We start from the raw sequence: 20,678 nt of genomic DNA on the forward strand, positions 1-20,678 counted from the left end.
TCGAACGCCAGATCACGGCCGTGGACGACGCCATCATGGCTTTGATTGGCAAGGACGCATCCCTCAAGGCCAGGCTCGATATCCTTTCTCATCGAGATGCCCGAACTGGGTGAACTGGATGAGAAAGCCGCGGCCGCACTCTCCGGTCTTGCACCGATGTGCCGACAGTCCGGACGATGGACCGGACGCGCATCAATAGCCGGCGGAAGGGCCATCGTCCGGCAGGCGCTCTATATGCCCGCACTGGTCGCAAGCCGCTTCAACCCCGACCTCAAGGCCAAATACGACGTCCTCACAAAAGCGGGCAAGCCGCCAAAGGTCGCCATCACAGCCATCATGCGAAAGCTCATCGTGCTCGCAAACGCACTGCTCCGAAACAATCGAAAATGGACCCCAAAACCTGCTTGATCAAAACGGATACTCTAGNACAGCCATCATGCGAAAGCTCATCGTGCTCGCAAACGCACTGCTCCGAAACAATCGAAAATGGACCCCAAAACCTGCTTGATCAAAACGGATACTCTAGTTTTTACCCCTAGCGTATCCATTACGCAGAATTCCGCCGCGATGTCTGATGTAGGTCGCATTCACCGTGAACGCGACTACAATTCTTAGCCCTCATGGCTTTGACCGTCAAATGGATGGATCTACGGCTTAGGCTCGTTTCCCAAAAGGAGGGGAACTAAACTCCGGTGATTGCGCCACTCTCCAGCTTGTCAGAGTCGCCGAACCCCCGCAAATCGGGGACAATGACGGTGTGATTTCTGGCAAGAAGTGGAACGACCACTACTTTGGCTAGAACAATTCGATCAGATGGTCCAGGAAGGCGCGAACAGCCGGGTTGGTGCGGCGGCTTTCAGGCCAGACTGCCGTGATATTATGCCGCTCCACCGCGAAATCGGCCAAAACCGGGATCAACTCGCCGCGCTTAACCCAGGGGCCGGCCATGAAGTCCGTAGCCATCCCGATACCCGCCCCTGCGGCGACCGTTGCTATGACGGCCTCACTTGCATCGACGACGATGCCGGAGGGCGGCACGATTTCGACGTCCCGATTTCCGATGTAGAAAGGCCAACGGAACATCTGGCCAGTGTTCTGGTACCTCAGGTTGACCGTCTCGTGTTTGAGCAGTTCATCCGGATGCCTCGGGGTGCCACTCCTGGAAAGATAATCCGGAGAAGCGTAGCAAGACAGCCGATGGGGCGAGAGCCGACGCGACAGAAGGCGCGAGTCCGAAAGTTCGCCAATCCGGACGGCCAAATCGATCCCTTCTTTGGTGAGATCGATCAATTGGTCGCTTAATCGCAGGTCGATCGTCACCTTGGGGTGGAGTTTACGGAACCGAGGGAGTGCAGGCGCAATGACATATACGCCGATCGGCAATGAGGCCGCGATTCGCAAAGTGCCCATAGGCTCCGCACGGGCGCTCTTCGCTGCTTGTTCTATTTCCTCCGCATCGCGCAACAGTCGCAGAGCTCGCCCATGCAGGTCTCGTCCCTCGTCCGTAAGGCTGAGCGAGCGTGTCGTGCGGATGAAGAGCGACACGCCGAGACGCCGCTCCAGTCGTTGAATGCTTTTACTAATCGCGGAAGGCGAGACAGACAGTGACTGAGCGGCGGCTGTATAGCTGCCGAGAGAGCCGGCGCGAGCAAACGCGATTAGTCCGGTCAAGCGATCAAAGCCGATTTGTTCCTTCATGGCACTACTAAAGCGAACCGCAGCTTAATTATCAACCCAGTCGGAAGTTCATATGTCTAGCCCATAAATTTTCATGCGAGGCTACGATGAGTGAGATAATGAAAGCAGTGCAACTGCACGAATTCGGTGGCCCGGAGGTTCTACGTTACGAAGATGCTCCACGGCCCGGAGCGTCGGTTGGCGAAGTGCTTGTCCGGGTGCACGCGGCCGGTCTCAACCCGCCGGATCTTTATCTGCGGGACGGCTATCGGGCGCTGCCACCCGAATGGCAGCCCGAGGCGACTTTTCCAATGATCCTGGGGACGGATGTGTCGGGAATAGTCGCCGCAGTCGGGGACGACGTCACAGGATTCAGCGTCGGCGACGAGGTCTACTCAATGGTGCGGTTTCCGGATGACCTGATGAAAGGTAGCAGCGCGTATGCGGAATATGTCTGCGTCCCCGCGTCGGAGCTGGCATTGAAGCCTGCGGGGATCGATCATACGCAGGCCGCCGGTGCGCCGATGTCGCTGCTTACAGCTTGGCAGTTTCTGGTCGAACTTGGCCATGACGGAGCCAACCCGTTCCAGCCGTTCCCCCATGCGCCTGTGCCGCTCGACGGGAAGACGGTGCTGGTCAACGGAGCCGGTGGCGGTGTGGGACACCTGTTGGTTCAGGTGGCCAAGTGGAGAGGAGCACGTGTGATCGCAGTGGCCTCAGGCAAGCACGAGGCCCTTCTGCGCGACCTGGGCGCTGATCAATTCATCGACTATACGACGACTTCTCTTGAGACGATAGCACAGGCCGCGGACGTTGTGGTCGAAGCTGCGGGCGGCCCTAAGATGGAACGCTTCTTGGGTACCATTAAGCAGGGCGGAGCGCTCTTTCTGGTCAATCCTCTGGGTTTCTCGGGCCATGATGAAGCTGCGAGACGTGGGATCACCGTCTCATCGACACAGGTCCGGTCTAATGGGGGACAATTGGCTATTGTTGGTGGACTTCTCAACAACGGCACAATTCGCGTAGCAATCGATAGCACCTATCCACTGGCGGAGGCTGCAGCTGCTCATCAGCGGGCTTCCCAAGGCAGCATCCAGGGCAAGATTGTCCTCATCGTCGACTGATCACCCATGGCTATGATGCACTGGCAGCCCAGCCATCGAGCCAACAACTGAAGGAATGCGTTTTGCTCATCGTCACAGGGTACATGCAAGTCGACCGTGCTGATCTGGCGCAATTTCTACGCGATCTGCAAGCGCTTGCGACGGCCACACGACAGCGTGTCGGGAACATCTCCTATTACGCTGCAGTGGATGATCCACAAGCCGGACGGTTGCTCATATCGGAGCGTTGGTCAGACCAATCCGCTCTTAGTGCGCATCTTGATGCTCCCGACACCGTCGCGTTCGTCCGTCGATGGCAGGGGCGGATGCGGGGAGAAATCCGAAAGTATGACGCCTCGAACGAACGCGACCTGACAGAGGTCTAGGTTGAGCCGTCCGGCTTCTCTATCCAACAGTCCGCGCTTTAAGCCGCCTGCGCGGCGGTGCACTCGGCGGGCGCGGGACTGCTGATCCGTGCTCAGTCCGAAGGTACGGCGCGTCCCGACATGAACGGAGACGACCTGTTTCGCTCGATTACGGCTCTGGGCTGGGCGGTCGACCAGCCCTCCTTCGCTCCGCGGGCCGATCATCTTGAAGGTCGGCAAGGCAGGGGCGTCGCCGGAGCGTTTTGATCCGACCGGAACCGCGTACGAAATCCTCAGGACTCGTGCCTGCTTGGAGCCGGCACATTCAAGAACGTGACGACTGCTTCAATCCAGCGGACATTTCCGATCCGATGATGTCCGTACCGTGCCATAGCGCCTTCACCCGGTCTACGAACCATTTGCCAGCGGGTCCGGGAGGCTGCGCGGGCTGGTGGAACGCCGACATCGTCAGCATGTAGCCTGAGGGTGGCATGTCGTCGACATCGAGGACAGAAAGGGTGCCTTCGGAAAGATCTCTCTCGATCATGTGCAGCGGCATGCCGCCCCATCCGACGCCGTCCTTGAGGAAGGCGTGCTTGGTGGACAGGTCCGCCAGCCGCCAGGTCGCAGGCGATGCGACCGCGAAGTCTCGTCCGGATGTGAGGTCGGACCGATCCGTCAGTACGAGCTGGATATGCTTCGTCAGTTCCTGTCGGGGAATGCGGCCTTGAAACAGCGCAAGCGGATGCCGCGGCGAGGCGACCGCGATTAGCGGCAGTTCACCCAGACGCTCGCTGACGAGGGACGGAAACGGCTGAGGCAGCGGCGGCAGGATGCCGAGGCTGCAGCGACCGTCCAAAACCGGCTGGTAGGCCGCGCCCAGACCTTCGACGAACAGCCGCAGCGGCGTCAGTGGAAACTGGTTCGCGAACTCCTTCGCGACCGCGCTGATGACTGAGGTCGGAAAGAAGACGTCGATGACCACTGAAAGCTCCGTTTCGACGCCCGAGGTCATCGACCGTGCCCTCGCCTTCAGCGTGCCCACCCCGGCGACGATATTTCGGGCGTCGGCGAGCAGCAGCACGCCCTGCGGCGTCAGGGCCGGGTATCGGCCCGATCGATCAAAGAGTGCGACGCCGATCTGATCCTCCAGCGCCCCGATCCATCCGCTGACAGCAGACTGCGCGCGGTTGAGCTTTCTGGCTGCGGCAGAGAAGCTGCCCTCATCCACTGCGGCGATGAACGTCCGCAACTGGTCAAGCGAAACACCCTCAATCATTGCCAACGCTCCATCTCAAAAACAGATATATTCCATCGCACTATATCACCTTCTCAGATGCATGGCCAAGGCCTATGTTGTGAGCACCGACCGACGCCGCGGATCCTCCCCGGCATCTCGGTCAAGGAAAACGAAGTCGTCCAGGAGCAATTATGACTTACGCGATTATTGGAAGTGGCAGTGTCGGCAGAGCTCTCGCGAGCCAGTTCGACCGCAGCGGCATTACCGTCGGCGTCGCAAACTCTCGTGGACGGGACGCGGCGGCGGCAGCACTCGCTGGATTGGGTAATGCGGTTTGTCCGCTTGGCCTCAAGGAAGCACTGGCCGCCGACGTCGTCATTCTCGCCATCCCCTTCCGGGCGCATCTCGAAGTCGCCAAAGCCGCTGCTGACTGGGAAGGCAAGATCGTCATCGATGTCACCAATGCATACGGCGTGCCGCTGTCCGACCTCGGCAACGAGCCTTCGTCTGCCGTGGTGGCGAAGTCGATGCCTGACGCGCATCTCGTCAAGGCGTTCAATCACCTGCCCGCCCATCTTCTCGGAGAGGATCCGCGGACGGCCGCAGGCCGCCGGGTCATCTTTCTGTCGGGCGACGACGACCAGGCGGTGTCGACGGTTTCCGACATCGTTCATAGGCTCGGCTTCGCTCCCATAAACCTCGGAAGGATTGCGGAAGGCGGACGCCTCGTGCAGGCGCAGGACAGGAGCTGGGCCCCGCTCATCTTCCAGGATCTGTTCAAGGCGGAGGCCTGAGCCGTGTACGATCATGTCATCTGGCCGGATCGCTATGATCCCAAGATCTCGGCAATCTACGCGCTCAACGACATCGACGTGAAGGCGCCTGCCGAGGTGGTGTGGAAGCTGCTGATCGATGCCAGGAACTGGTATCGTTACTTCCCCGCCGAAGACCAGGTCGAAATCCTGTCAGGAGAGCAGGGTCTGGCGATGGGTACCCGATACAGCCGCGTGACTGTCGGCTACCCGATGAGCCTGTTCGTGACGGAGTTCGTAGAAAACCGGAGGCTGGCCTGGGCGACCACGGTCGATGGCGACACGACAGGGTCCACCGCCTACCACGGCTGGGTCATCACGCCCACGCAGGACGGCTGCCACGTCCTGACCGAGGAGACACAGCAGGGCGAGTGGTTCCTCGACATGCTCGGACGTCGCCACCCCGGCGGTCTCTACCGCTACCACCAGGTTTGGGTCGAACGTCTTGCAGGCGCCGCGGAAGCGGCCATCGCCTGATATCAACGCAGGAAACATACGGGATAGGTCCGTCGTGACCTCACCCGGATCAATCTGAAAGGAAAAACGACATCATGAAGATAGAACTCAAAGGCCGCAGAGCCGTCGTCACCGGCTCCACCGCCGGCATAGGATTCGCGATCGCGGAAGGACTTGCACGTGCGGGCGCGTCGGTTGTGATCAACGGGCGTGGAGAAGAACGCGTCACCGCAGCGTTAAAGGAGCTCCGACTCCGTCTCCCGGAAGCAGAATTCACAGGCGTCGCCGCCGACCTGTCGACATTCGAAGGATCGTCTATTCTGGCGGGTCGGATCGCAGATGCCGACATCCTCGTAAACAATCTCGGGACGGCTCACATCAACGACTTCTTTGACCAGTCGGATGCCGAATGGCTTGACCTGTTCCAGCTCAACGTCATGAGCGGCGTTCGTGCCGCCCGGCACTACATGCCAGGGATGGTCCAGCGCCGCTGGGGTCGCGTCGTGTTCATCAGCAGCGAATCCGCCGTCAACATCCCGAGGGAGATGATCGACTACGGGATGACGAAGACGGCGCAGCTCTCCGTGTCTCGCGGCCTCGCCGAACTGGTCGGCGGGACCGGGGTGACGGTCAACTCGGTCCTGCCTGGTCCGACCCGCTCCGAGATCCTGGGCAACTGGATGGCCGCGACGGCGAGCGAGCAAGGGATCACCCAGGACGAGGCCGAACAGAACTTCCTGAAGACGATGCGGCCCACGACGCTCATCAACCGGTTCACCACGACCGACGAAGTCGCGAACATGGTCGTCTACGTCTGTTCGGAACAAGCATCCGGAACAACCGGGGCAGCGCTGCGCGTCGATGGCGGCGTAGTTCGGTCGATCGTCTGATCCAACCTGCGACCCTCCTATCGGCCATGACCATATGGCCGATAGGAGGGTGAATGCTCAAAAACCTGAGGATATGGAATGTTCGAAGTCATCAACTGGCCGGCGGATATGGCCCCCAGCCGCTCTCCGATCCACTTCACCAACGAGCTCGAGGTGGCGGTGTCGCCCACCACAATCTGGTGTCTCCTGACCGATCCGCTGTCCTGGCCGACCTACTATCCGGGCGTCTCCCACGTCGAACTCCTCGACGGACACGCAACCCTGCAGCTTGGCAGCCGCTTCGAGACCAATCTTGCGGGCCAGGACGTCGCGGCGTCGGTCGTCGAGTTCGAGCCGATGACGCGCATCGCGTGGGCTGGCGGTCCAAAGGCATCGCCGTCATCCAGAGCCCACCACGCGTGGATCATCACGCCGACCGAGCGAGGATGCCATCTCTGGACCGAAGAAACCATGCAGGGGCCGCTTTGGATCGATCTTGCGAAGGAGGCACCGGACATCTTTTGGCGAACGCACGAGAAGCTGCTTCGGGACCTCGCGGACGTCGCGGTCAGGCGGGAAGCTTCGGGGCAGAGCTAGAATGACACCTGAACTCACTCGCCACCTCATTGTCGAAGCCATTGGCTGATCGCAGTCATTGCGACGGTCTGTCGGCGCCACCGTCGGACGGCAAGTGCAACCGTTCCAGCCCGTCCCGCCGCCAGTTGAAGCCATCTGCTTCGAACTGTTCAAGGAGACGTTCTAAGAAAGCATCGCCTTGTGAACGCGACCATGAGTCGGCCTCGATTCTCGACACTCGATCGTTGCAGGACAGTCCACAGAAAACGGCGGATTATTTAAATAGCGCTCCCAAAACGGACAGGGCCATTTCCACCCCGAGCTGGACTTGGCTTGATATGGCAACCGGCAGCTTTCAGCGCTTACCGCAGGCTAAACCGTCGAGGTGGAGCCTTGCTCGTGGTCAACTGACAGATCTGACAAGCTATCTCGGGGAAATTGGATGGAAACGGATGGATAAATAGTGCATGACAGTGCTTCAGGAATTATCCTCGCCGACATGCCGGAATTATCCGTCACATTGCTCGAGTTGGCCCGCGAGCACGGACGGATTACGGTCGCGGAGGCTGCCTGGATCACCGATGCAAGCCGTCACACGATCAAGGATCATCTCAAGGCACTCGTGGATCACGGGCACCTCATCCTGCACGGTGCCGGCCGCGGCGCCTGGTACGGTCTTTCCTGATGAATCGGATGTCAGGCCATTTGAATGGGTCGCCTTGAAGGGATGTAAACCTCCAACCTATGCACTTATTCATTACAGAGCATGACTAAGTCTCCGTATTGATTGGATGGGCGCTCATCTTCATCTCATTCGGGTGCCGTCTTGGAAACGCTCTTTCGACCTTGCCACTGCCGCGCGCCCGCTCGGTGAACGCGTCTGGTTCGCCACCGAACGCGACGAGAACGGTGGTTGGCGAACGCGGCGGGGCCGAGTACGTTCTTCACGACGTTCATGACGCAGCAGGTGGACGTGTGACCGACGAACGTTGCAGCGTAAGCTTGTTCGCAACGCGACCGAGCGGATGAACAGCCCGACTATCTTAACCGCACGACCACCGTAGGCTGCGTCGCTAGCCGGTTCAAATCGCGTAAAGCTTCAACAGGGTTCGCGGACGTAATACCGCCGGCCCTCGTCGATTTGCTCGAGAACGCACGGGGGATTTTGCGGAAGCACGGAAGCCGTTCCAGGCAGTCTTGCGAATCGCATAAGTGTGTGCTTATGTGTAGTCATGATCGAGCATGATATTTTCCGCGCTCTGGCGGATCCGACCCGCCGTACGATTTTCGAAAAGCTGGCGAACGGCAGCATGAATGCCAGCGCGCTGCGCGAGGGCATGGATATCAGCCAGCCGGCGATGTCCCAGCATCTCGCCGTATTGCGAGCGGCAAGGCTGGTGCATGAACAAAAGGAGGGCCGCTTCGTGAACTATGAAGTCGATCCGAACGGGCTGGCCCTTATCGCGCAATGGCTGGCGAAATACCGCGCCTACTGGCCGGCTCGCATCGAGGATCTCAAGCTCTTGCTGAAGGATATGGATCAATGAACGACGTGAAGGCCGAGGTGCAGGCGAAAGTGCACGAAAGCGGTTTCGAGCAGAAATACGAACTGGACGCGTCGCCGGAGAAGGTCTGGCGGGCGATCAGCATCGCGGAATTCCGGGAGAAGTGGCTGCCCAGGAAGGCGCTTGCCGATTCGCAGTCACTGTCCGAAACGCCGGGCAAGGAAATCCGCTACAAGTTGCGCGACGATACCCCGCCCCATCTCGAAAGCACCGTCACCTTCACGATCGCCCCGAATGGATCGGGCGGAACCAGCCTGCGGATCGTCCACGAGCTGACCGGCGCGACGTTCGAGCGGCTGGCGAAAACAGTCGCCAACGGCAATAGCCCGACTCTCATGCTCGCCGCCTAACGCGGCAAGCCCTCCCGAAAATCTCGAATGATTGGAGTTCGCCGATGCGCGAAGCAATGCAACTCGTCCCTATGGTCGTCGAACAATCCAGTAGAGGAGAGCGTTCTTTCGACATCTATTCCCGCCTGCTTCGTGAGAGGATCATCTTCCTCAACGGGGAGGTAAACGACACGGTCTCGGCGCTTGTATGCGCACAATTGCTGTTTCTCGAAGCCGAAAACCCCAAAAGGCCGATCCATCTCTACATCAATTCGCCAGGCGGCGTCGTAACCAGCGGTCTCGCGATGTACGATACGATGCGTTATATTCACGCCCCTGTGCATACTCTGTGCATGGGAACCGCCCGTTCGATGGGCTCGTTCCTGTTGATGTCCGGCCAGCCGGGCGAACGCACTGCGCTTCCCAATGCCAGCATCCATATTCACCAGCCGCTGGGCGGATTCCAAGGACAGGCATCGGACATGCTGATCCATGCCGAGGAAATGCAGAAGACCAAGCATCGCATGACACGGCTCTACGCCGAGCATTGCGGCCGAACCTACGAAGAATTCGAGCAAGCGATGGATCGCGACCGATTCATGACGGCGGAAGAGGCATTGGAATGGGGCCTTATCGACCGCGTTCTGCAGGTTCGGGAAGGTGCCACCAACCACGCCGGCGCGACGTGAAACGAGCCCGGCGCAATGCCGAACTTGGTCATCTGGAGCGACGACCGCTCGGCGACTGGCCGAAGCTTTCCCTGTAGCGCCGGGCAAAATGCGAGCGTGAGGCATAACCGGCAGCCTCGGCGGCGGCATGACTCGATGCGCCGGCGGCGAGAGCGGTTTGGCCAGCTCGCAGGCGCTCGGTTCGAAGGACGTTGCGGAAGGACGTGCCCTTCGCCGCAAGCCGACGGCGCAGCGTCGAAGCCCCGAGGCCGAGACGGTCGGCGACGCGCTCGACTGTCCAGTCCTCGGACGGCGCGCTTCCGATGAGCCAGGCCACCTCCTCGGGCAGGCTGGCCTCGAACAGCGGACGGGCGGCAGCGATTGGCCGCAAAAGCGTCAGGACCTCCATCAGCCGCACCGCCTTGACCGCTTCGCCCAGCGCTTCGCTGGCGATCGCCCTCGCCGCATGAACAAGCGTATGGACGAGATCGGGATAGAGCGGCACGCGGAACTGCCGGTCGCCCTCGCGCATGCTTGTCTTCTCTCCACCCATAAGCGGTGCCATACCGCCCGGCAGCGCCGGCACCTCCAGCAACAGCGATTCGTAAGACGAGGTTGGTCCGGCAGGAATGTTGACAACATCCATCGGCACGCGCGCCGGCAGGACGAAGACAGCGCCGGGCTCGAAGAAATGCGCGGTATCGCCTAGCCAAACTTCCTTACGCCCTCTCAACATGATGCCGACGAGGGGATAAGGCAGCTCGATCGCCTTCAGACGTTCTCTGTCTAGCGAACAGTAGGAAAAGAGCTGGTTGCCGTGCGCATATCGCCCGGCCGTGCCGTCCGGCGCCATCATCGGTCGCAGGCGCTCCAAGAGCATAGATCGAAGATGGGCGTCGTCGCTGCTTTTGTAGTGAACGTTCATGCTCGAAACGATAACGCAGGACGCGGCAATAAAAAACCGTACAGTTGAGCGTTTCGGGCTCGAAATTGATCTAACCGGACCCTCCATAACAAGCGGGATGCGTCAAAAGCGGTCTCCACATCCAAGGAGACCGCCATGAACCCGATTGCAACGATCGTCTTTTCCGCCGCTGCCCTGATGGCATCCACGGCCTATTCCACCGAGGTCGAACTCTGGCGGCTCGACTGCGGCGAAATCGAAGTCCGCGACCTTTCGCTGTTTTCCGACACCTACAATCACGTCGGCGAGAAGCGAACGCTGACCGACAGCTGCTACGTGATCCACCACGACCAGGACTACATGCTCTGGGACGCCGGATTGCCGGCCGGTCTTCTCGGGGCAAAGCTTGATCCGAGCGCGGTGCTTGCGCCAACGCTGGTAAAGGACATACCGACCCAGCTCGCGGAAATCGGCCTCAAGCCCGAGCAGATCAGCCGCCTTGGCATCAGCCACAATCATTTCGACCATGTCGGACAGGCCGCGTCCTTTCCGCAGGCGACATTGATGATCGGCGCGGCCGATCTCGCCCAGTTCAAGGCCGATCCCCTGCCCTTCGCCGTCGATCCGACCTTCATCAAGCCGTGGCTTGACGGCGGCGCGAAGGTTGACGCCATTTCGGGCGACCGCGACATTTTCGGCGACGGAACGGTGATCATTCTCTCGACGCCGGGTCACACACCGGGCGAAGCAAGTCTGCTGGTGCGCCTTGCAGAAACCGGACCGATCGTACTTTCCGGCGACGTCGCGCATTTCGAGGAGCAGTTCGAGAACCGTGGCGTACCAGGTTTCAACTTCGATCGCGCCGAAACGTTGGCGTCGATGGAGCGGCTAACGGGAATCGCCAAGGCGCTTAATGCTACCCTTATCGTGCAGCATGACGCCAAGGATATCGCCAAACTGCCGGCTTTCCCGAAAAGTGCCAGGTAGCCACGTCCTAACAACCCGGCCGTTCGATATTTCGGCCGGGCTTTGCCTTAGGCTCCTGCTACAGTAGGAAAGGCGTACCGTGCTCCAAACTATCTCGATGACGTCAGGCGCAACACGGCAATCAGGCATGGATGGTCCTGATGGGAATCGAACCGGCACACCCCAAGCCTTTCACGCTTGGCTTCAATCCATCGGCTAACAGCACGGGGGAGGCTGGCGCTGTCGGCGATCACGCTCGAATTCACAAACACTGCTGCCGGAAGACAATCGCCTCGCGACATGATCATGCTTGCATGCCAGACGCTCGAGACCTAAATTGGCTGAATGCTTGATCATTCGTCTCGACCGTTGTCGCCGTCAAATATTCCAATGGATGCACTAAGCGAAGTTCTACAAGACTTTCGCTTGAGTGGCGTCAACTATGGGCGCTGCGAACTCAGACATCCATGGAGCATCGCCTTTCCGCAACAACAGCTACTTCGTTTTCACTTCGTGAGCCAGGGACCGTGCTGGATCCATACCGAAGCTCAAGGGTGGCAGGAGTTGAACGATGGAGATCTCGTACTGCTGCCGCAAGGTATCGCGCATCGATTAGCCAGCGCGCCGGATGTTGAGGGCGACTCCCTCAAAACCTGCCAGATTACAAGGTTGGGGAGCAACGTCTGCGACGTGGTGCGAGAAGGAACGGGTGCTACCAGCACCCTCTTCTGCGGCTCCATGGCTTTGAGCGCGTATGCGCTTAATCCTTTGATCGCCTTGATGCCTCCAATCATCAAGGGCTGCGATGTTGCCGGCAGTGACCCGATCATTGGTCCCCTGCTGGCGGCGATGACGGCGGAGGCTTCACAGCCCCAGATGGGCAGCGCGACCGTCCTATCGCGAATGGCAGACTTGCTCGCAGCGCGGCTAATCCGCTGCTGGGTGAACTGCAGCGGAGCCTCGACCACCGGCTGGCTCGCCGCCATCCGCGACCCCCACATCGGTCGTGTGTTGGCAGCCATGCACCGTGATCCCGGCTATAACTGGACCCTCGAACGCCTCGCGGCCGTGGCAGGCCAGTCGCGCTCCATCTTCGCCGAGCGCTTCAGCGCTATCTTAGGAGAGGGAGCGGCACGTTATCTTGGCCGCCTGCGGATGCAGCTTGCCCGCGAGTTGCTGGGCCAAAGCGGTATGTCAGTTGCCGAAGTTGCTTCCCGCTTAGGTTATGAGTCGGAGGCATCCTTCGCTCGCGCCTTCAAGCGCATCACCAGCGTGTCACCAGGCATTGTGCGTCGCACAAGTTCTGGACGAATGGACACGAATTTCGGATTTTAAGACACATATCATCCAAAGAAGTTCGTCTATGAAATCTCTTAACTGGAGATAATTCAATGACGGATACAACATCAAAACTCGACGATACAGCGATAGACTTTGATGCCGATGGGCCAGCCGCCTGGAGCATTACGACTTGGTTTGCCGTTCTTTCTATGGCCGCAACCAGCTTTGCGCTGGTATCGGCCGAGTTCCTGCCGGCGGGCATGTTGACGCCGATGGCGCGCGATCTCGGGATTACCGAGGGAACAGCCGGACAGGTCGTAACGGCTACCGCTTCAGTCGGCGCCGTGACGGCCCTATTGAGCAATGTTCTCATCGGCAGGCTGAACCGCAAGGCAGTGCTGGTCGGTCTTAGTGCGTTGGCGATCGGATCCAATATTCTTGCAGCGCTAGCGCCCGATTTTTGGCTGTTGTTGTTGGGACGGGCTGGGCTGGGCATCGCGCTTAGCGGTTTCTGGGCGCTTTCAGTCGCGGTCGTGGCGAGGTTGGTTGGCTCCAATGCGACAGGTCGGGGCATGGCTATTGTCACCCTCGGCGTCTCGCTCGCCACCATAGCTGCTCCATCGATGGGCGCTTTGATCAGCGATTGGCTGGGATGGCGCGTCGCCATGGCGATGACCGCCGGACTTGCCGCGCTTGCGATGCTGCTGCAGGCGCTCAGCTTGCCATCACTGCCCGCAAGCGCAAGCAACAGCCTAGCCGACGTATTCCGGCTGACAGGCCGGCGTGGTGTTCAACTGGGAATGCTTGCCATCCTTTTGCTGATGACAGGGCATTTTGCCGGCTCGGTTTACCTTCGTCCTTTCCTGGAACACGTGACGCACCTTGAAACCGAATGGATTGCCTTAGCGCTGCTTGGATTTGGCATCGCCTCTGTGATCGGCAACGTCGCTGGTGGCCGAATGGCCGACACAAGTATCCACCTGGCGCTTGGTGTCACCGCCGCGCTGATGGCGGTCGCGGCCCTCGCCTTGGTGCTTTCGGGTGCTCAAATCGTTTTTGCGTTTGCCTTCGTTTCGCTTTGGGGCTTCGCGTTCGGCATGGCACCGGTGGTGCTGCCGACCAATCTGTCCCGCGAAGCACCCGACGCTCTGGAGGCAGCGGGGAGCCTGATGGTCGTCTCCTTTCAGGTCGCCATCAGTATCGGCGCGGTTTTCGGCGGCTATGTCGTCGATCACTACGGCGCTGCAGGTCCCTTGACCGTTACCGCGGTCCTAGCCGCATCGACAGTCGCCTTGGCGCTGCTGCAGCCTCGCAGCTGATCTTCGCTTTACAGGTTGAACAAGTCCGACCTCTCGTTGACTGGCCAGCGTCCCCGAGAGCTGGACGCTCGTATGCTTAGGTCGCCTTGATGAGATAGGAACCGTCAGCCCCTTCACTCTGGAGGCATCTGAGCGACAGTGCTCGAATCACCTGCACCGGAACCGCACATCCCCAGTCATCCACCTGAAAGATTTCAAGACGATAGAGACAGCGATGACTTGGCCCGAATACAGCAAGATGCTGGGCGATGCGTCATGGGCGGCGGAGCGCACCGCCTCAGAGCCTAAGAGTGAGACGACCAGTTCACTCGATGGCCGGACGAAGACGATCCGCTACGACTATGACGGCTACGGCATCTTCGAGGTAGCGATGCAGTCGGTGCGGCGGATCGACGGCTCGGTCACCGATGTGGATTATCTGTTCACTCAGGTTCGCATCGATCAGCACTTCGTCGATACCTCGCCCAACTGCGGAAATATATGCTGGCGTCATGATCCGCCACTTGTGGCAATGAACGCATGAAGGGCTGCCGCCATGGGCGTGCCGGCGGCAGCGAGATCGCGTACCGTGCTCATGTGATGCCCGTCTGCGACTTGCGATGCTCGCACATCAAGCCTTTGGGAGGCAAGAATGTCCCTGAACGCATTTGCCTGGATTTTGAACGGATCAGTTTCCAGTTCGCCAGTCACGATAGCGACACGCGTTGCAGAATCGTGCTCGTGATGCATGGGTGTAAACCGTTGCACCTCCTCGTCGCTCAAGGCGATCTCGTCACGCAGGAAAGACATCTGCAGGGGTTCGAGATCGTACAGCCCGCCAAGCAGGAAGGCAGCAACCACGCCCGAAGGCGCCGGCGAGCGATGGAAGAGAAAGGTCGCAAGATGGGCACCGGCGGAGTGGCCACTGACGGAGAACCGCTTTGACGTGGCGCCAAAACGATCGGCATGCGTCAAAAGGAAAGCCTTGGCTTTCAGGACCTGACCAACCAAGACGTCCATCCTCGCTCCGGGCATTAACGAATAATCGACGATGGCTGCGACCGCGCCAGCGCCGGTGATGGTCTCAGCGACGCAGGAATAGTCCTCTTTGGAAAACATCCGCCAATAACCACCATGAATGAACATGTGGATCGGCATGTCCGAGCCGGCACTATTTGGCAGGAAGATATCGAGCGCCTCGTGTGGCCCAGTCCCGTAGGCGATGTTGGCCTCCATGGGGACAGTGCGCCGCGTTGCGAGGCTGCGAGCACGGATATCGGCGACGATCTCGTCGAAATCTGCGACATGGTCACGAATGCGGAACGGATCGGCGGCCACAGGTTCCTCCCTCAGAAACTTGTCGCAATATACTTGGCTTCCATGAACTCCGCGATACCGTGGTGCTGCCCTCCTTCACGTCCAAGGCCGCTCTGTTTCACACCGCCAAAGGGGGCAGCGGGATCGGAAACCAGTCCACGATTAAGCGCAATCATGCCCGCCTCGACCTTGGCGGCGACCCGCATGCCGCGACCAATGTCGCGGGTATAGATGTAGGCAGCGAGACCATAATCCGTATCGTTGGCGGCAGCGATGACTTCTGCCTCGGTCTCGAAACGGTAGAGCGGCGCGACGGGACCGAAAATCTCCTCGCATCCCATGTCAGAGGCCGGGGAAACATTGACAAGCACCGTCGGCGGGTAAAAAAAGCCGCGTCCTGCCAATGTTCGTCCGCCGCAGAGGGCCCGCGCGCCGCGCGACATGGCGTCCGTAACAAGGCGCTCGATCTTATCCACCGCCTTGCGCGTGATCATCGGACCGCATTCCGTATCCAGGTCCACACCCGGGCCGACCCTGAGGTCGGCCATGCGTCGGGTAAATTTTTCCGCGAAGGCATCGTGGATACCGGACTGGACATAAATGCGGTTTGCAGCCGTGCATGCCTCACCCGCATTGCGCATTTTCGCGACCATCAGACCCTCGATGGCCGCGTCAATATCCGCATCGTCGAAAACGATGAACGGAGCGTTGCCGCCGAGTTCCATGGAGCAGGAGATGACATTTTTGGCCGCTTCCGCCAGAAGCGTGCGGCCGACGCCCGTCGAGCCTGTGAAGGAGAGTTTTCGCACGCGCGGGTCGGCCAGCATGGCGGCGATGACAGGGCCCGGTGTCGATGTTGTCATCACGTTAACGACGCCCGGCGGCACGCCAGCCTCCTCGTAGAGAGCCGCAAGCGCATAGGCCGTCAGGGGCGTCTCGCTCGCAGGCTTCAGAATGACGGTGCAGCCTGCGGCAAGGGCAGGCGCGATCTTGCGGGTTGCCATCGCGGCCGGGAAATTCCACGGTGTTATGAGAACGCAGATGCCGATAGGCTGGTAATCGACGACGATCCGGTTTCCACCGGCGGGGGCAATGCCGAACTCACCAGAGGAGCGCACCGCCTCCTCGGCGTTCCAACGAAAGAACTCCGCCGCATAGGCCACCTCGCCGCGGGCGTCGTGCAACGCCTTCCCGTTCTCGAGCGAAATGAGCCTGGCAAGCATTTCGGAGCGCTCCACCATAAGTTCGAAGCAGCGGCGCAGGATCTCGGAACGCTTTCTCGGCGGCGTCTCGCGCCAGCCTTCCGCGGCACTTGCGGCAGCCTCCACGGCCGCCGCCGCATCCGCAAGGGTCGCATCGGGCACGGAGGCAATGACTGCCTCCGTCGAGGGATCGATCACCTCGATCCGACCTTCGCCAGCCGCAGGCCGCCAGGCGCCGCCAATATAGAGGCCGCGGGAGAACGTGCTGAGCCCGAAGGGATCGTGGTCTGGATTCGAAGAATGCTGGTTGACGTTCATGATGGTTTCCAAGTCAGAGGGCGGAAGCGGCCAGGTCGCCGTCATAGGCGGCGCGCACCAGGCCGCGCATGGCGGCCGCATCGAAAGAGCGGGGATTATTCTTGATCAGGCGGCCTATGCCGAGCGCCTGCTCTGCGGCCCAGTCGATCCGGTCTTCCGGCAGGCCAAGCCCGGCAAGCGTCGGAGGGATGCCGAGCGCGGCGAAGAGGCGGCAGACCTCGCCAATCGCGGCATCCGCAACCGTTTCTTCGTTCTCCACTCCGGTGGGATCGAGACCGAGAGCCCTACCGACAATGGCGATTTCCGCTGTGGCGACCTCGCGATTATAAGTCATCACATAAGGCAGCATGGTCGCAACCCCCAGGCCGTGCGGCGTATGGGTCAAGGCACCGACCGGATATTGCACGGCATGGGCCGCAGCGGTCCCCGCTGTTCCGAAGGCGCAGCCGGCTGCGAGCGCACCCATCATCACATCAGCGCGCGCATCGATGTCGGCGCCGTCGACGAAGGCCTTTTCCAGGCTCCGGCTGAGGAGCCGGATGGCATGAAGCGCGAACTGGTCGGAGAGATCGCTCTTACCGATGAAGACATGCTGCTGCGCGAGTTCAGGATCGCCGGGGCGGCGCATGGCCGTGAAGGCTTCGATGGCATGCGTTAGCGCATCCGCACCGGCAATCGCCGTGAGCCCTGGCGGGCAGGAGAATGTGAGTTCCGGATCGCAGATTGCCGCTGCGGCAACAAGATATGGGCTCGAAATGCCAACCTTCAGAATACGGTCGGGATCGGAAACAACCGCGACCGGCGTCACTTCGGAACCGGTGCCTGCCGTCGTCGGCACGGCGATGACCGGCAGGACGGGCGCCGGCACCTTGAACTCACCGTAATAATCGGCGAGCGCGCCGCCGTGAGCCAGCAGGAGCGAGGCGCATTTCGCCATGTCGAGGCAGCTGCCCCCACCGATCCCGATCACCATGTCGGGCTCAAAGCCGCGCGCGCTCTCAACGCAAACCGCGACCGTAGCTTGCGGCACGTCCGGCAGCGTCCGGTCATGCACCAGGACGATGATGCCGGCCGCTTCGAGCGCGGCGATCATTTCCGCGAACACCGGCGTTGCGGCAAAACGCGCATCCGTGCAAACGAGTGCGCGCCGGCCGATCCTGCTGGCGACGCTCGCGAGCGCATGGCGCTGGCCGACGCCAAACAGGATTTCCCGCGGCAGCCTCAAGGCGGCGAACAGGCTCATGATCTTTGTCCTTCGAAGGCCAGAATGCGGGGGCGCGAAAGCGCGTTGAGGTCTTCCCAGAGGCGCTGGTCGATCTCGAACCCGTTGCGCCTTGCCGCCGCCCGCCGACCGCGGGCACGATCGCCCGGGACGAGAACCGGTTCACCGATCCCCGCGGGTGGTGAAGCGCGCACCGCTTCGAGATAGGTCGACAGTCGCGCCGGCAATCCCGGTGCCAAACTGGGCTCGATTAAGATGAAGACGTCGCCCTTGTTGCATGGCGACTGGCTGTCGAGCGTGCCGCGCACATCTGGCGCGAGCGCCGAGCCTGCAAGAGCCGCCACCAGCAGCTCCATAGCGATGCCGAGGCCGTAGCCCTTCGCGTCGCCGAAGGGCGCAATCGCGCCGGCCTTGGCACGCCCCGGATCGGTCGTCGGGTTGCCGGCCGCATCGCGCGCCCATCCCCCGGGAATGGGCCTGCCGGTCGCCGCGTAATGATGGATCTTGCCCATCGGCACGAGGCTGGTGGCAAGGTCGAGCACGAGCGGTTCCTCGGCGGTCGGCACGGCGATGGCTATGGGGTTGGTGCCGAGCATGGCCCGGGTACCGCCGAAAGGATGGACCAGCGCCTCGCTCGACGAGAGCGCGATGCCGACGAAGCCCATTGCGGCAATGGCCTCCACATAATGAGCGAGCATGCCGAGATGGTTCGCATTGCGTATGGCGACAAGGCCGATGCCAAGATCCGGAATGTGAGGGGCCAGCCGCTCGATCGCGGCCATGGCGACGACCGGGCCAAATCCCGACGAACCCTCCACCTCCAGCGCCGCATCCGCGCGCCAGCGCTGCGTGCCCTTCGTCTGCGGGTCAATGACACCGCGCTCAATGCGCTCGACCAGCCGCGGAAGCCGGTACAGGCCATGCGAGGGGTGCCCCTTCATTTCCGCCGTTACCAGGACGCGAGCCTGCAGGGCCGCATTGTCACGCGGTGCGCCATGCTCTTCCAGCAGGCGGGTGGCAAGCGCAAGCGCTGCCGCTTCAGAAATGCGCATGATCTCCCCCTATATAAAATCGTATAGGATATAGGATTGTCTTGGACGCAGCATCGTGCTAGCGATTGAACCTGTCAAGAGGCAAGGCAGCAGATGATTTCGACGAGACCGAAGGGACACTTAGCGGGCACAACCCAGATACCGCGTGCCAACAGCCTGGCGGGTGACGTCTACGAGGCAATCTTCAACCAGCTCATGTCGCTGAAGATCGCACCCGGCGAACGCATCACCGTCGACAACCTGGTCAGGGAGTTCAACGTCTCGCACACGCCGATCCGCGAAGCCCTTGGTCGGCTTGAAGGCGAAGGTCTTGTCGTCAAGCAGCATCTCGTCGGCTATCGTGCCGCGCCGCAGATCACGCGCCACCGCTTCGACGAGCTCTATGAACTGCGTTTGCTGCTGGAACCTGCCGGCGCGGCAAAGGCGGCCGAGGCGATGACCGACGAAAAGCTGGCCATCCTGACGGAGGCCGCAGGGGTGATGACACGCAGCGACAACCGGGACGAACGAGCGAACTATTCGGCCTTCGCCCGCAAGGACGCCATTTTCCATGACCGCATTATGGAATTTGCGGGCAACGAGTTGATCCGCGAGATGCTGACCTTCCAGCATACGCATTTCCACATCTTCCGTCTGATGTTTCATCGCCGTGTCACCGAGGAGGCACTGGGCGAGCATCAGATGCTGCTTGATGCCTTCGCGGCGCGCGAGCCCGGCGCGGCTGCGAAGGCAATGCGCATTCATATCGAGCATTCGCGCGACCGGTTGTTACCGGCCTTCGACGAAATCTGAGCAACCCTGGCAGGCAAGTTGAGCCTGTCGGATCTGACAATGAGGAGGAGAACCCATGCCAGGCAAGAAAATCCTGATGCTCACCGGCGATTTCACCGAGGAGTACGAAATCTTCGTCTATCAGCAGGCGATGGAGGCGGTCGGCCACACGGTGCACGTCGTGTGTCCGGATAAAAAGGCCGGTGACATCCTCAGGACGTCGCTGCACGATTTCGAGGGGGACCAGACCTACACCGAAAAACTCGGGCACAACGTCACCATCAACAAGACGTTTTCAGAGGCCGAGAACCAGCTCGACCAGTATCATGCCGTCTACTGCGCCGGCGGGCGCGGGCCGGAATATATCCGCACCGACAAGCGGGTGCAGGCGATGGTGCGCCATTTCCACGAGGAGAAGAAGCCGATCTTCACCATCTGCCACGGGGTCCAGATCCTGATCGCGGTCGACGGTGTCGTTCGCGGTAAGAAGGTGGGTGCACTTGGGGCCTGCGAACCGGAGGTCACCCTGGCGGGCGGGACCTATATCGACCTCTCGCCAACCGAAGCCTATGTCGATGGCACGATGGTTTCGGCCAAGGGCTGGACGGCGCTCGCCGCCTTTATCCGCGAATGCCTGAAGGTGTTGGGAACGGAGATCCACCACACCTGAGACGACGGTGCAAGCAA

Annotated in this window: 24 protein-coding genes and 2 pseudogenes; 18 read left to right on the forward strand and 8 right to left on the reverse strand. The window is 60.7% G+C overall.

Annotated elements, in window-relative coordinates; genetic code table 11:
* A pseudogene (locus ASC97_RS23450) lies at window positions 1-408 on the forward strand (transposase); the annotation flags it as partial.
* A gap of 387 nt (window positions 409-795) precedes the next feature.
* On the opposite strand, the gene ASC97_RS23455 reads toward ASC97_RS23450, so the two are convergent.
* Window positions 796-1,698, reverse strand: coding sequence for a LysR family transcriptional regulator (locus ASC97_RS23455; protein WP_156390444.1), 903 nt, complete (start codon window positions 1,696-1,698; stop codon window positions 796-798).
* 86 nt (window positions 1,699-1,784) lie between these two features.
* On the opposite strand from ASC97_RS23455, the gene ASC97_RS23460 reads away from it, so the two are divergent.
* The 3 genes from ASC97_RS23460 (at window position 1,785) to ASC97_RS36070 (ending at window position 3,412) form a co-directional block, all read left to right on the forward strand.
* A complete protein-coding gene (locus ASC97_RS23460) occupies window positions 1,785-2,801 on the forward strand; it encodes an NADP-dependent oxidoreductase (protein WP_057470755.1) in 1,017 nt (338 codons plus the stop codon).
* A 62-nt stretch (window positions 2,802-2,863) separates the two neighbouring features.
* Complete coding sequence (locus ASC97_RS23465; protein WP_057470756.1) at window positions 2,864-3,166, forward strand: putative quinol monooxygenase; 303 nt, start codon at window positions 2,864-2,866, stop codon at window positions 3,164-3,166.
* 57 nt (window positions 3,167-3,223) lie between these two features.
* Entirely contained in the window at window positions 3,224-3,412 is a 189-nt protein-coding gene (locus tag ASC97_RS36070; protein ID WP_338012538.1) for an SbtR family transcriptional regulator, read from the forward strand.
* Between the two features lie 58 nt (window positions 3,413-3,470).
* On the opposite strand, the gene ASC97_RS23470 is transcribed toward ASC97_RS36070, so the two are convergent.
* Window positions 3,471-4,424, reverse strand: coding sequence for a LysR family transcriptional regulator (locus tag ASC97_RS23470; protein WP_057470757.1), 954 nt, complete (start codon window positions 4,422-4,424; stop codon window positions 3,471-3,473).
* Window positions 4,425-4,576: 152 nt separating this feature from the next.
* Here ASC97_RS23470 and ASC97_RS23475 point away from each other — a divergent pair, with 152 nt between their 5' ends.
* The 4 genes from ASC97_RS23475 to ASC97_RS23490 all read left to right on the forward strand — a co-directional run bounded on the left by ASC97_RS23475 (window position 4,577) and on the right by ASC97_RS23490 (window position 7,119).
* The gene (locus ASC97_RS23475) at window positions 4,577-5,179 is read left to right on the forward strand and encodes an NADPH-dependent F420 reductase (protein ID WP_057470758.1); all 603 of its coding nucleotides are present in this window, start codon (window positions 4,577-4,579) and stop codon (window positions 5,177-5,179) included.
* Between the two features lie 3 nt (window positions 5,180-5,182).
* Entirely contained in the window at window positions 5,183-5,674 is a 492-nt protein-coding gene (locus ASC97_RS23480; protein ID WP_057470759.1) for an SRPBCC family protein, read from the forward strand.
* Between the two features lie 74 nt (window positions 5,675-5,748).
* Entirely contained in the window at window positions 5,749-6,543 is a 795-nt protein-coding gene (locus ASC97_RS23485; protein ID WP_057470760.1) for an SDR family NAD(P)-dependent oxidoreductase, read from the forward strand.
* A 78-nt stretch (window positions 6,544-6,621) separates the two neighbouring features.
* Window positions 6,622-7,119, forward strand: coding sequence for an SRPBCC domain-containing protein (locus tag ASC97_RS23490; protein WP_057470761.1), 498 nt, complete (start codon window positions 6,622-6,624; stop codon window positions 7,117-7,119).
* A gap of 12 nt (window positions 7,120-7,131) precedes the next feature.
* Here the strand turns inward: ASC97_RS23490 and ASC97_RS35595 are convergent.
* Window positions 7,132-7,265: pseudogene (locus tag ASC97_RS35595) on the reverse strand (damage-inducible mutagenesis protein); the annotation flags it as partial.
* Between the two features lie 296 nt (window positions 7,266-7,561).
* Here ASC97_RS35595 and ASC97_RS23495 point away from each other — a divergent pair.
* The 4 genes from ASC97_RS23495 to ASC97_RS23510 all read left to right on the forward strand — a co-directional run bounded on the left by ASC97_RS23495 (window position 7,562) and on the right by ASC97_RS23510 (window position 9,681).
* The gene (locus ASC97_RS23495; RefSeq protein ID WP_244481560.1) at window positions 7,562-7,783 is read left to right on the forward strand and encodes a DUF977 family protein; all 222 of its coding nucleotides are present in this window, start codon (window positions 7,562-7,564) and stop codon (window positions 7,781-7,783) included.
* Between the two features lie 547 nt (window positions 7,784-8,330).
* Window positions 8,331-8,645 (forward strand): ArsR/SmtB family transcription factor, encoded by a 315-nt coding sequence (locus tag ASC97_RS23500; protein ID WP_057470763.1) that lies wholly within the window; start codon window positions 8,331-8,333, stop codon window positions 8,643-8,645.
* Entirely contained in the window at window positions 8,642-9,013 is a 372-nt protein-coding gene (locus ASC97_RS23505) for an SRPBCC family protein (protein WP_057470764.1), read from the forward strand. Before ASC97_RS23500 ends, ASC97_RS23505 begins: the two co-directional genes overlap by 4 nt.
* Before the next feature lie 44 nt (window positions 9,014-9,057).
* A complete protein-coding gene (locus ASC97_RS23510; protein WP_057470765.1) occupies window positions 9,058-9,681 on the forward strand; it encodes an ATP-dependent Clp protease proteolytic subunit in 624 nt (207 codons plus the stop codon).
* Between the two features lie 28 nt (window positions 9,682-9,709).
* On the opposite strand, the gene ASC97_RS23515 is transcribed toward ASC97_RS23510, so the two are convergent.
* Entirely contained in the window at window positions 9,710-10,516 is an 807-nt protein-coding gene (locus ASC97_RS23515; protein WP_244481561.1) for a helix-turn-helix domain-containing protein, read from the reverse strand.
* A gap of 204 nt (window positions 10,517-10,720) precedes the next feature.
* On the opposite strand from ASC97_RS23515, the gene ASC97_RS23520 reads away from it, so the two are divergent.
* From ASC97_RS23520 to ASC97_RS36320, 4 genes are all read left to right on the forward strand, one after another.
* A complete protein-coding gene (locus ASC97_RS23520; protein ID WP_057470767.1) occupies window positions 10,721-11,551 on the forward strand; it encodes an N-acyl homoserine lactonase family protein in 831 nt (276 codons plus the stop codon).
* Between the two features lie 324 nt (window positions 11,552-11,875).
* Window positions 11,876-12,865, forward strand: coding sequence for an AraC family transcriptional regulator (locus ASC97_RS23525; protein WP_057470768.1), 990 nt, complete (start codon window positions 11,876-11,878; stop codon window positions 12,863-12,865).
* Window positions 12,866-12,921: 56 nt separating this feature from the next.
* Window positions 12,922-14,130 carry an MFS transporter gene (locus ASC97_RS23530; RefSeq protein WP_057470769.1) on the forward strand — a complete coding sequence of 403 codons (1,209 nt, stop codon included), beginning with the start codon at window positions 12,922-12,924 and terminating at the stop codon, window positions 14,128-14,130.
* Window positions 14,131-14,344: 214 nt separating this feature from the next.
* A complete protein-coding gene (locus tag ASC97_RS36320; protein ID WP_057470770.1) occupies window positions 14,345-14,653 on the forward strand; it encodes a PrpF domain-containing protein in 309 nt (102 codons plus the stop codon).
* On the opposite strand, the gene ASC97_RS23540 is transcribed toward ASC97_RS36320, so the two are convergent.
* The 4 genes from ASC97_RS23540 to ASC97_RS23555 are packed head-to-tail and all read right to left on the reverse strand — an operon-like array spanning window position 14,620 to window position 19,220.
* Window positions 14,620-15,447 carry an alpha/beta hydrolase gene (locus ASC97_RS23540; protein WP_057470771.1) on the reverse strand — a complete coding sequence of 276 codons (828 nt, stop codon included), beginning with the start codon at window positions 15,445-15,447 and terminating at the stop codon, window positions 14,620-14,622. The two genes, ASC97_RS36320 and ASC97_RS23540, sit on opposite strands and share 34 nt — an antisense overlap.
* An 11-nt stretch (window positions 15,448-15,458) precedes the next feature.
* Window positions 15,459-16,946 carry an NAD-dependent succinate-semialdehyde dehydrogenase gene (locus ASC97_RS23545; protein WP_057470772.1) on the reverse strand — a complete coding sequence of 496 codons (1,488 nt, stop codon included), beginning with the start codon at window positions 16,944-16,946 and terminating at the stop codon, window positions 15,459-15,461.
* A gap of 13 nt (window positions 16,947-16,959) precedes the next feature.
* The gene (locus ASC97_RS23550; protein WP_057470773.1) at window positions 16,960-18,189 is read right to left on the reverse strand and encodes an iron-containing alcohol dehydrogenase; all 1,230 of its coding nucleotides are present in this window, start codon (window positions 18,187-18,189) and stop codon (window positions 16,960-16,962) included.
* Complete coding sequence (locus tag ASC97_RS23555; RefSeq protein ID WP_057470774.1) at window positions 18,186-19,220, reverse strand: Ldh family oxidoreductase; 1,035 nt, start codon at window positions 19,218-19,220, stop codon at window positions 18,186-18,188. Before ASC97_RS23555 ends, ASC97_RS23550 begins: the two co-directional genes overlap by 4 nt.
* Window positions 19,221-19,313: 93 nt before the next feature.
* On the opposite strand from ASC97_RS23555, the gene ASC97_RS23560 reads away from it, so the two are divergent.
* Window positions 19,314-20,012, forward strand: a complete 699-nt coding sequence (locus tag ASC97_RS23560) for a GntR family transcriptional regulator (protein ID WP_057470775.1) — start codon at window positions 19,314-19,316, stop codon at window positions 20,010-20,012.
* A 55-nt stretch (window positions 20,013-20,067) separates the two neighbouring features.
* Window positions 20,068-20,661: a DJ-1/PfpI family protein gene (locus ASC97_RS23565; RefSeq protein ID WP_057470776.1), complete on the forward strand. Its 594-nt coding sequence runs from the start codon at window positions 20,068-20,070 to the stop codon at window positions 20,659-20,661.
* The last annotated feature ends 17 nt before the right edge of the window (window positions 20,662-20,678 follow it).

Origin of the sequence: Rhizobium sp. Root1203 (genome assembly GCF_001424945.1) — a bacterium.
GTDB lineage: Bacteria > Pseudomonadota > Alphaproteobacteria > Rhizobiales > Rhizobiaceae > Rhizobium.